The sequence below is a fragment of the Halodesulfovibrio sp. genome (assembly GCF_015482765.1).
Lineage (GTDB): Bacteria > Desulfobacterota > Desulfovibrionia > Desulfovibrionales > Desulfovibrionaceae > Halodesulfovibrio.
Genome location: NZ_JADMLB010000003.1, coordinates 67,499 through 77,081, shown reverse-complemented (window position 1 = coordinate 77,081; position 9,583 = coordinate 67,499). Strand labels below are relative to the sequence as shown.

General features: G+C 43.4%; 10 protein-coding genes. 5 read left to right on the top strand and 5 right to left on the bottom strand.

The genetic code is table 11. From position 1 onward, the window contains the following. Positions 1-365: 365 nt before the first annotated feature. A complete protein-coding gene (locus tag QZY95_RS00520; protein WP_290917877.1) occupies positions 366-1,568 on the bottom strand; it encodes an FprA family A-type flavoprotein in 1,203 nt (400 codons plus the stop codon). Positions 1,569-1,850: 282 nt separating this feature from the next. Here QZY95_RS00520 and QZY95_RS00515 point away from each other — a divergent pair, with 282 nt between their 5' ends. After that, on the top strand, positions 1,851-2,669 hold the full coding sequence (locus tag QZY95_RS00515) for a rhodanese-like domain-containing protein (RefSeq protein ID WP_290917874.1): 819 nt from the start codon (positions 1,851-1,853) through the stop codon (positions 2,667-2,669). A gap of 31 nt (positions 2,670-2,700) precedes the next feature. Here the strand turns inward: QZY95_RS00515 and QZY95_RS00510 are convergent, their stop codons facing one another. The 4 genes from QZY95_RS00510 to QZY95_RS00495 all read right to left on the bottom strand — a co-directional run bounded on the left by QZY95_RS00510 (position 2,701) and on the right by QZY95_RS00495 (position 6,362). Next, positions 2,701-3,024 carry an AzlD domain-containing protein gene (locus QZY95_RS00510; RefSeq protein WP_290917871.1) on the bottom strand — a complete coding sequence of 108 codons (324 nt, stop codon included), beginning with the start codon at positions 3,022-3,024 and terminating at the stop codon, positions 2,701-2,703. Then, positions 3,017-3,724, bottom strand: a complete 708-nt coding sequence (locus QZY95_RS00505; protein WP_290917867.1) for an AzlC family ABC transporter permease — start codon at positions 3,722-3,724, stop codon at positions 3,017-3,019. The genes QZY95_RS00510 and QZY95_RS00505 overlap by 8 nt, the downstream gene beginning before the upstream one ends. A gap of 65 nt (positions 3,725-3,789) precedes the next feature. After that, on the bottom strand, positions 3,790-5,568 hold the full coding sequence (locus QZY95_RS00500; RefSeq protein ID WP_290917863.1) for a bifunctional diguanylate cyclase/phosphodiesterase: 1,779 nt from the start codon (positions 5,566-5,568) through the stop codon (positions 3,790-3,792). Positions 5,569-5,807: 239 nt separating this feature from the next. Further along, positions 5,808-6,362 (bottom strand): tetratricopeptide repeat protein, encoded by a 555-nt coding sequence (locus tag QZY95_RS00495; RefSeq protein ID WP_290917860.1) that lies wholly within the window; start codon positions 6,360-6,362, stop codon positions 5,808-5,810. A 322-nt stretch (positions 6,363-6,684) separates the two neighbouring features. On the opposite strand from QZY95_RS00495, the gene flgB reads away from it, so the two are divergent. The 4 genes from flgB to fliF are packed head-to-tail and all read left to right on the top strand — an operon-like array spanning position 6,685 to position 9,562. Further along, complete coding sequence (flgB, locus tag QZY95_RS00490; protein WP_290917857.1) at positions 6,685-7,095, top strand: flagellar basal body rod protein FlgB; 411 nt, start codon at positions 6,685-6,687, stop codon at positions 7,093-7,095. Then, a complete protein-coding gene (gene flgC / locus QZY95_RS00485) occupies positions 7,095-7,535 on the top strand; it encodes a flagellar basal body rod protein FlgC (protein WP_290917854.1) in 441 nt (146 codons plus the stop codon). The genes flgB and flgC overlap by 1 nt, the downstream gene beginning before the upstream one ends. Before the next feature lie 23 nt (positions 7,536-7,558). Continuing rightward, the gene (gene fliE, locus QZY95_RS00480) at positions 7,559-7,885 is read left to right on the top strand and encodes a flagellar hook-basal body complex protein FliE (RefSeq protein WP_290917851.1); all 327 of its coding nucleotides are present in this window, start codon (positions 7,559-7,561) and stop codon (positions 7,883-7,885) included. A 51-nt stretch (positions 7,886-7,936) separates the two neighbouring features. After that, positions 7,937-9,562 carry a flagellar basal-body MS-ring/collar protein FliF gene (gene fliF, locus QZY95_RS00475; protein WP_290917848.1) on the top strand — a complete coding sequence of 542 codons (1,626 nt, stop codon included), beginning with the start codon at positions 7,937-7,939 and terminating at the stop codon, positions 9,560-9,562. The last annotated feature ends 21 nt before the right edge of the window (positions 9,563-9,583 follow it).

The window sequence follows — 9,583 nt, the reverse complement described above, 5'->3', positions numbered from 1 at the left end:
CGGTAGAATGCTCATCAGCAAAACGAGGCTAAGATCGGTACGAAAAACTATGCCGTGAACCCTCTCGAAGACATAATCCAAGGCCTGCTGGGATTGTGGTAGGGGATGGGGAAAAAAATGGATTCTACTTACCCGATATATGGAAGAAGAGAGGCTGGTTAGTAGAGGGGGTTTTGGGGGTGAAATTTTGCGGGAGAGAAGAGAGGCAGGAGTGTGGTTAGTTAGGTGTAAATAGTTTTTGAAAATTTGTGGTTGAGTGTTTTGTGAATCTGCGCATTGGAAAAGTGTATTGTGTAAGTGAGATAAAAAGAAAAAAGCCGACAGCGAATACCGTCGGCTTTGATAGTACGTAAAAGAATAGCTTGTTATTCTTTAGAACAACCCGGATTATAAGCCAGAGTTGCTTCAGCAATTTTATGGCCGTATTCAACACAGGCCTGAAGTTGCTCTTCGTCTGGAACGAATTTAATTCGTAATCCATCGTCTACGCGGTTAAATTTAAGGTCATCCATTGTTGCGTTAATTTGACGCACTCCTTCACCACCCCAGCCGTAGGAGCCAAAGCCGGCACCGATTTTGTTTTTCGGTTTCAGGCCTTTTATGTAGTGAAGGAAGGAAGCCATGCTAGGGATGACACCATTGTTGATTGTAGGGCTTCCCATAACTATTGTACTTGCGGTAAGGAACTCTTCCATGATCGCGCCGCGGTGCCATGTTTTGAGGCTACAGAGCTGAACAGGAACGTTTTTTTCTTCAATTCCTTGAGCAATTGCTTTTGCCATGATCTCTGTGGATTTCCACTTAGTGTCATAGACGACCAGTGCTTTTTTGTCGTGCTTTTGGCAACTCCACCGTGCATATGCTTCTAAAATCTTCTCAGGATGACTTCTCCAGATATACCCGTGATCCGGAGCAATCATATTGAGCGTGAGTTCCATTTTTTCTAAAGCAACCAATGTCTTTCTGATGAGTGGTGAAAGCAGGTTCAGGTTGTTCGCGTAGAAAAATTTTGCGCCTTTGATAGGGACTGCAATATCTACTTCATCGTCAAAGCGTTCATCGGACGCAATGTGTTGACCAAAGGCATCGTTTGAGAACAAAATGCCGTCTTCTTTGAGGTAGGAGAACATAGAGTCCGGCCAATGAAGCATTCGGGTCATGATGAAGTGAACAGTTCTTTCACCCAAGGAAATTTCATCACCACTTTTTACTACTTGGAAAGGCCATGTTTTGTCATGGAAGTGGGCGATGATTGCATCCTTACCGGCGGAGGAGCAGAATATTTTTTCCGGCTTAATAGTGCTGATAATTTCCGGTAAGCTACTGGAGTGATCTGGTTCAACGTGGTTTACAATCATGTAGTCGATTTTTTCAGGATCGATGATGTTGCGAATGCGTTCCCAGAACTGGTCACGATGAGAATATTTTACTCCATCTACAAGAGTAATTTTTTCATCAATAATCAAGTACGCGTTGTAACTTGTTCCTGCATACCCGCTGGAAGGCGGAATGTCCCGGTCAACAGCGCCAACCCAGTAAACACCTTTTGCAAGTTTGATGTCATTCATCTCTGACCCCTTATCTATTTTCACTTGAAATGAGATACTAAAAATTCTAAGAAATAAGTCAGTAATAGATTTAATTACTATTACTATTAATTTGTCTATCTTTGTCACTATCGCGATGTGAGTTTCTTTGCAAGGTGAAACTCATGCTATCTAAATTGTTACCAGTTTTACGCAAAACTCATTTTTGCAATCGTAACATTATCGTTTGGACGTGCACATGTCCAATTCTGTTCTATTGTCTATTCTGGGAAATTGCTGCGTGGATTTTTAAAAGGATTACCTATGGAAAAAGAATATCAGGATCTTACTGTTGATGAAGTAAGAGAGTTTATGAGCAAAACTCGTGAAGATCATTACCAGCTTGTAGATGTTCGTTTTCTCGATGAGTACGAGGAAGATCATCTTGCAGGAGCAATTTTGTTACCGGTGGATGAAATTGAAGATCGAATTTCAGAGCTTTCTTCAACAAAAGACACTGTTGTGTACTGTCTTTCCGGTAAAAGATCCGTTGCAGCGTCTGTTTTTATTGGAACGCATCCAGACTTTACAGGCCGTGTGTATAACATGCTTGGTGGGTATCTTGAGTGGGACGGGCATTATATTGAAGATATGCCGAATTTAAAAGTTTTTGATACAGACGGTGCTGATGAAGATTTGCTTTATCAGGCGATGAACTTAGAAAAAGGTGCTCATAAGTTTTATGAGTTGGTTTTGGAAAAATTCCCTAATGCTCCTTTTACTCCTGTTATGGAGAAACTCGTTAAAGCTGAAGAAGCTCATGCTCATATGATTTATAAGTTTTGGGAAAAATCTCAGGACAATCCACTATCTTTTGATGATGTTTATGCATCGTTACCGGGTGATATTTTGGAAGGTGGTTTAGATTTTGATGAATTGGCAGCAAAACTTATGCAGAAAGATGCTGGCTGCCAGAATGTCATTGAAATGGCAATTACGATTGAGTTTTCAGCGTATGATCTGTATCGAAATATGGCACATCTTTATAAAGATACTGAGATGGAGAAACATTTTCTTTCTCTTTGTCAGTCAGAAAAAGAACATATGCGCATTGCGGCAGACGCTCTTCATCACTGTAGATAAAAAAAGCTTCCGGATTTTCCGGAAGCTTTTTTTATAGAAAATATTGCAGCAGGTAGAGTGTCCCCATACCTGTAAGAATGGTGTAAAAAATATTCTGTGTTTTGTATGCAACTATGAGAGCAAACAAACTGGCCAGAAGGCGCTCTTTTCCGTGAAGCGCTTCGACCATGCCGTTGTGGTAAAAGATTGCCGGCGCAACAAGAGCTGCAAGAACAGATGCCGGTATGAAGCGCAGAATTTCTCCGAATTTATCGCTTAGTTTGAACCGCTCACCTGTGAGAATAAAAGACCCTCTCATTAGTATAGTTGCAATTCCGATTGCGCTGATGACAAGCCAGAATGTTGTATTACTCATGACTTGTATCCTTTCGTTTGCTTGAAACATATCCCACAAAGATTCCACTGAGTGCGCCGATCATAAGTCCCATATTATATGGTAACGAAGCTGTAAGAATAGCGATTGCAGCTGATACGACAGCTGCGAGCGCAGCGGGTCTGTCTGTAATATTAGGAGCTAGCAACGCTAAAAAAGTTAGCGGAACGGCAAAGTCGAAAGACCAAGCATCGGGGATGAGGGAGCCGAAAAATATACCACTGATTGTTGAGAGAATCCAAGTGACATACATGGATGTACATGCGCCCAAGAAAAACGGAAATTTTTGATATGGGCTGTTCTTTTTGGTGAATTCCACAATGGAGACCGCATATGCCTGATCCGAAAGGGTATAGGATATAAAAAGGCGTTGCAGGCGGTTCATTTTACCAAGGTATGGCGTGATGGAAGCACTGTACATGACGAAACGAAGGTTAATCATGATTGCTGTTGCGATGATAATAACGGCAGAAGCGTTTTCAGACATGAGCTGAGCAACTGATACCTGCGCGGCTCCGGCAAACATGAAAAATGTCATGAAAATGGCTTTTAACGGTGAAATACCAGTGGCAATAGTCACTACTCCAGTGAGCATACCGAAAGGAAGGATTCCCGGTATGACTGGGATAATTGTGCGGGCACCGGTAAAAAAAGATTCTTTTATAGTGCGAGGTTTTGACATTCTAAGAGGATACTCTTGGAATTGTCCTCTGTCGAATTCTTTTCGGCTCTTCTTTCAGGGAATTTTTATCCTGCCTGTGGCAGGCTTTTTTGCGGCATTTGCATAGTGTTTACCATTGCCGGAAGCTCTTCAGGTGGAATAGGACGTGAAAACAGGTAGCCCTGTGAGAAATCACAGCCGGCTTCCATAAGCATAATGCGTTGTTCTTCTTCCTCTACTCCTTCAGCCACGACAGTAAGTCCTAAAGCATGGGCAAGGGCAACAACAGCTTTAACGATTTCATAGTTTGCGGGGTTTTTTTCCATATCAGTTACGAAGCTGCGATCAATTTTCAGATTGCTGATAGGAAATTGTTGCAGGTACATGAGCGAAGAGTATCCAGTGCCAAAGTCATCAATACAGAGTCCTACTCCTAATGCTCGTAACCTGTGTAAGGTTGTATCAGCATAGTCAGGATTTTCCATGAGCATGGTCTCAGTTACTTCGAGCCGTAAACAATTTGGCGGAAGACCCGTTTTTTCAAGAATCTGTGCGACGGTGTCTGTTAAGTTAAGGTCGGAAAGCTGACGGGCTGATAAGTTAACATTCACTTTGAGATTTCTGAATTGAGAATTGCTTTTTCGCCATGCAGCAAGAGTAGAGCATGCTTCCAACAAAACCCACTCCCCTAACTCGAGAATAAGTCCTGTTTCTTCCGCCAGAGGGATAAACTTAGAAGGGGAAATAATCTGTCCCTGACTGTTTTTCCAACGAACAAGGGCTTCAAAGCCAGTAACGGCACGTGTCATAGTATCGACAACAGGCTGGTATACTAAAAAGAATTCATCATTGAGCAGGGCGTTATGGAGATCCAGCTCCATACTGATGAGTTTGAGAGCTTTTGAAAAAATTTTTGAATCGTAAACAGCAACACCGCTAGTACAGTTGGAGCGCCCATGGTTGAGAGCTACATGCGCATTTTGCAGGTAGCGCTCGGCTGTTTCAACTTCCATATCCGCATGCATAATTCCGAAGCTTGCAGACATATGAATTTGTTTGCCGTTCCATAAGATAGGACGTTTTATTCTTTTGATGAGTCGATCAATAGAGCGATGGACTGATTGGTGGTCGGACGTGTCTTCATAAATAAGCACGAACTCGTCACCGCCGATTCTAAACACGGTTTCAAATCCGTATGTAGAATCTCGAAGCCTGTCGGCGAGTTTACAGAGAATAGTATCTCCGGCTTCGTGCCCGAGGGAGTCATTGATGTTTTTGAACCGGTCAATATCAATATAAATAATAGAAAAGTTCCAGCAACCGGTTGTTTGTGCCCGAGTGATGGTTTTTTGAATTTTTTTAATACATTTACATCTATTGGGAAGTTTCGTCAGGCTGTCGTGCCATGTGAAGTGCATGAGTTGTTGTACAACACTGCGATGTGACGTGATATCATGACAAAAAGCACGGATTCCACGATAGCAGCCGTTTGCATCAAGGGCACGGCTGGCCTCAAATTTCATCCATCGTTTTTTACTGTCCGGCAAGCGGATTTGAAATTCTGCCGATGCATAGTTTTCTCCGTCATTGATCTTGCGCCATAGTCCGTGCCATAGCGGAAGGTGTTCTTCAATGAGGATTGCTTCCATGAATCGTGAGTTACGGTAAAAGTGCTTGGCTTCATAACCGCAACAAGTCTCACAAGCGTTTGAAACAACTTCCAGAGCCCCGTCGGCAGAGTACCAAAATTCCCACAGAGGAGAATTGAGGATCATATCGCGTGCTGAGTCGTTCGCAGAGAATATAGACTGTGTTGCGCATGAACTTTCTGCTTCAGTACTTGTTGGAACCGTAGCTCCTGCCATATCTAGCTCCCTTTGTATTGTAGATTGCGCAGGATGAATCCCGTCAAACAGAGTAACGTAATGCCCTCTTGTTATATTGAATAACGCTAATACATGGAGAAAAAAAGAACAAGTCTGCTGTATACTCTTCTTTATTCTAGGTACCTAAAAATGGCTGTTTATGAAACAGATTAAAAAATAAGGCTCCCGATTCTGCTGCATACAGAATCGGGAGCCTTACAACTTTGTGGAGGGGAATATTATGCAGCGATGTGCGATAATACTTCTTTTGTTGCCTCGTGCTCTGGATCGAGGCGTAAAATTTCGTTGAATTCAGCAATGGATTCTTCTTTGCGATCTGTAGAAAAAAGGCAGGTAGCGTAGGAGAAACGAACCGCTGTGTCGGTGCCGTCTTCTTCAAGGGCACGGGCAAAAGCTGGAAGAATCTCTTCTACTCGTTCGGTGCTGTAGCCCTGCTGAAGCAGACAATTCAATGCTACTTTATCGACAGGGTTGATGGAAAGTGCTGTGAGAAAGTGGGTAAAACTTTCGTCATGCTTGCCTTGCTCAGCTAAAACCAGACCGATACCGGCATGAGCACGCGCGCTTTTTTCCATGGAAGCAGCTTTTTCATACAAGGAGAGTGCTGCGTCGTAATCTCCTTCAAAGATGCTTACTGCTGCAAGACCGAGAAACGGCTCGGAAGATTCACTGTTAAGTTCCATAGCACCTTCAAAGCATTCAATTGCTTTTTCAGTGTCGCCTAACGCGAGATGGTATTCGCCAAGTACTTTTAATGTCTGGTAGTCGCTCATACGGTTTTCCTTATTGAGTTTAGCTACATCCCCACAAATTCATACGATTAGGCGTGTAGGAAAAATAGTTCTGCTTTTTGATTTCTGCAAAGTATTCAGCAACTACTGTGCCAAAAATAATTTGATCGCCATTCATAACAGTGACAAATCTCTGTCACTTTTTCTTTTTTCTATTCTGAAAAAACTGACGTCTTCCTGAAAAATATAATAAAAATAAGCAGTTGCACGTATGGAACGTCTTTTGCTTTGTATTCAGTACCGTTAGCTCCGTTATAGGCTGGAGCGCGCGGAAAGATTTAGTGAAAAAAAGGAGGGTACCTGTATGAAAGGGTTATTTGAAACCCCGTTGCTGCTGAGCGCCAAGGTTATGGATATGCAGTTGCAGCGTCAGAATGTTGTCATGAGTAACATGGCAAACCTTAAAACCCCCGGGTATCTCGCCCGCAGGGTTAAATTTGAAGAAGACCTTCAAAAAGCACTGAATATTGACGGTCGTGGCAAAATGACTCGTACATCAGGCAAACATGTTCCAGCGGCTTTTGATCCAAAAAACTTTGGACCGGAGTGGGAAAAGAAAATGCCGTTGCGAGTTGTTCATGGTGAAGACCGTGTAGATATGGATAAAGAAATGGCTGTAATGGCCAAGAATACCATGCGCTACAACACACTTGCTACAGTGGTTAAGAGCAACTTTGAAGGTATGAAAAATATTATTACCAGCGGAGCTAAATAATGGATTTCATGACAGCACTCGATATCGGAGCTTCTGCGCTCAGTACTGAGCGTACAAGCATGAACATTATTTCAATGAACCTTGCTAACGCTAAAACTACCCGTACACCCGAAGGTGGCCCGTACCGTCGTAAGACAGTTGTCTTACAAGCCACCGAAGTCGATCACCCATTCAGCAAACAGATGCAGTCAGCAATGGACAGAGATTTACGAGGTGTTCGAGTTAAGGAAGTAGCGCAGGACAAGCGCCCGTTGAAACAGGTGTATGAGCCGGGTCATCCCGACGCAAATGAAGAAGGATACGTTTTCTATCCTGATATCAACGTGGTTGAAGAAATGGCGAACCTCATGACTGTTCAGCGCAGTTATGAAGCAAACATTTCTTCAATGGATGCCGTGAAGACCATGTATAACAAAGCATTGGAACTTGGCCGCGGGTAAGCGGATAACTTCGGGGAGAAGGTATGTCTATTCAAAGTGTTGGAATGAAGGCGTATTCAGAAGCATTAAACAGCTTCGCGTCAGGTAATAAAAAGGTACAGCAGTCCACTGTAGCTGAAGAAAAAACAACCACATCGTTTATTGATACTGTTGAAGCATCTGTAAAAAAGGTTAACGACATGCAGCAGGAAAAATCCGGCATGATCGAGTCCTTTGCATCAGGTGAGCAGCAGAATGTTCACGAGCTTATGATTACGTTGCAGAAAGCAAGCGTTGCAATGAACCTTACGTCCGCCGTCCGTAATAAGGTTCTTAACGCGTACAACGAAATCAGCAAAATGCAGTTCTAGTCCACACTGTTTCTTATCGCCATTCATTAACTGTATTTTTCGGAGTAAAAAATGTCCCCCATGTTAAACGATGCTGTCGATCGCACTAAAAATTTCTGGTCGAGTATTACCCTCTCGCAAAGGGTATTTATCGGCGGTCTTGCACTTACTGTACTCGGCGTGTTTTTCGCGCTGTTGTTCTGGCTGAACAAGCCGGACATGCAGTTGTTGTATTCCAACCTTGCCCTTGAGGATGCAAATAGAATCGTAAAAGTTCTTCAGTCTGAAAAAGTTTCATACAGTCTGGAAAACAACGGCTCCACCATCCTCGTTCCGGCAGATAAAGTATACGACATGCGTATTAAGATTGCCGGTGAAGGTGGTTTAACAGGGCAGGGCATTGGCTTCGAGGTTTTTGATGATGTTAAAGTGGGACAGACTGAGTTTGTTCAAAAAATTAACTACCAGCGCGCTCTTCAGGGTGAATTGAGCCGTACCATTACGGAATTCCCTGCGGTTGAATCCTCTCGAGTGCATTTGGTAATTCCTCAGAAAAGCCTGTTTATTGAGGAAGAACTGCCACCGTCTGCTTCTGTTGTTTTGACGATTGCTGAAGGCAAGAAGATGACAGACAAAGATGTGATGGCAATTGTAAACCTCATTACCATGTCTGTTGAAGGTCTTGAAAAGGGCCGTGTGTCCATTGCGGATACAAAAGGGACAGTTTTGTATCATCCTGAAGATGAAAATTCTATTGAAGGGATGACCGCAACGCAGTTTGACCATAAACAGACCATCCAGAGAAATCTGGAAATGCGTATTCAGGAATTGCTTTATCCGATTATTGGCGCAGGCAAGGTTATCGCAAAAGTAAACGCGGATCTTGATTTCAGTCAGCGCACAATCCGTAAAGAATTGTACGATCCATCCAGTGCTGTTGTTCGTTCTGAGCAGAAAAGTGAAGAAACCACTCGCGGTAGCGCTAACCTTGAAGCCGGAACACCGGATGCTAACTTTAGAGGTGACGGTATCGGCGGCAGTGTAAGCCAGCAGGATGCAACCCGTGAAACTTCTACCATCAACTACGAGATCAACAAAGAAGAGCAGAACATCGTAACTCCCGTCGGGCAGGTCGATCGTTTAAGCATCGCAGTTGTTGTTGATGGTGTGTACGCAGCGAACCCAGATACAGGCGAAATGGCTTTTACTCCGCGATCTGAAGAAGAGATGGCGCGGATTAAAGAACTTGTTTCCAATGCGGTTGGTTTTGAAACATCCCGTGGTGATGCCATTGAAGTTTCTTGTATCGCTTTTGGAGAACTGAATGTAGAACGCGAACGCAGTCTTGCAGAGGTTATTGGCGACTACGCATTACGTATGGGTAAGCCGATTCTGAACGCAGTGCTCGTTTTCCTTTTCCTTTTACTTATCGTGCGTCCGGTTATTCTTGCGCTGATTCGACCTAAAGTTGAAGCTGGCGAAGTTATGGAAGGCCTTGAAGGGCTTCCTCTGGGCGAAGAGCGTATAGCGCTTATTGAAGGTGAAGAAGAACTTGATGCGTTAGATGCTCTCAAAAAGATTGAAGATATTAAGGCGCATGCATTACAGATTTCCGAACAGAACATGGAACAGGCCGTAGGCATCTTGAAGTCTTGGCTTAAAGATACCGGAGGGCATAAAGTTGGCCACTCAGCTTAAAGGCGCGGAAAAAACCGCCGT

Excerpts from the sequence above, each read along its gene's own strand:
- QZY95_RS00510 (WP_290917871.1), bottom strand. The coding sequence starts at position 3,024 with ATGAGTAATACAACATTCTGGCTTGTCATCAGCGCAATCGGAATTGCA.
- flgB (WP_290917857.1), top strand. The coding sequence starts at position 6,685 with ATGAAAGGGTTATTTGAAACCCCGTTGCTGCTGAGCGCCAAGGTTATG.
- QZY95_RS00505 (WP_290917867.1), bottom strand. The coding sequence starts at position 3,724 with ATGTCAAAACCTCGCACTATAAAAGAATCTTTTTTTACCGGTGCCCGC.
- QZY95_RS00500 (WP_290917863.1), bottom strand. The coding sequence starts at position 5,568 with ATGGCAGGAGCTACGGTTCCAACAAGTACTGAAGCAGAAAGTTCATGC.
- QZY95_RS00520 (WP_290917877.1), bottom strand. The coding sequence starts at position 1,568 with ATGAATGACATCAAACTTGCAAAAGGTGTTTACTGGGTTGGCGCTGTT.
- QZY95_RS00495 (WP_290917860.1), bottom strand. The coding sequence starts at position 6,362 with ATGAGCGACTACCAGACATTAAAAGTACTTGGCGAATACCATCTCGCG.
- fliF (WP_290917848.1), top strand. The coding sequence starts at position 7,937 with ATGTCCCCCATGTTAAACGATGCTGTCGATCGCACTAAAAATTTCTGG.
- fliE (WP_290917851.1), top strand. The coding sequence starts at position 7,559 with ATGTCTATTCAAAGTGTTGGAATGAAGGCGTATTCAGAAGCATTAAAC.
- QZY95_RS00515 (WP_290917874.1), top strand. The coding sequence starts at position 1,851 with ATGGAAAAAGAATATCAGGATCTTACTGTTGATGAAGTAAGAGAGTTT.
- flgC (WP_290917854.1), top strand. The coding sequence starts at position 7,095 with ATGGATTTCATGACAGCACTCGATATCGGAGCTTCTGCGCTCAGTACT.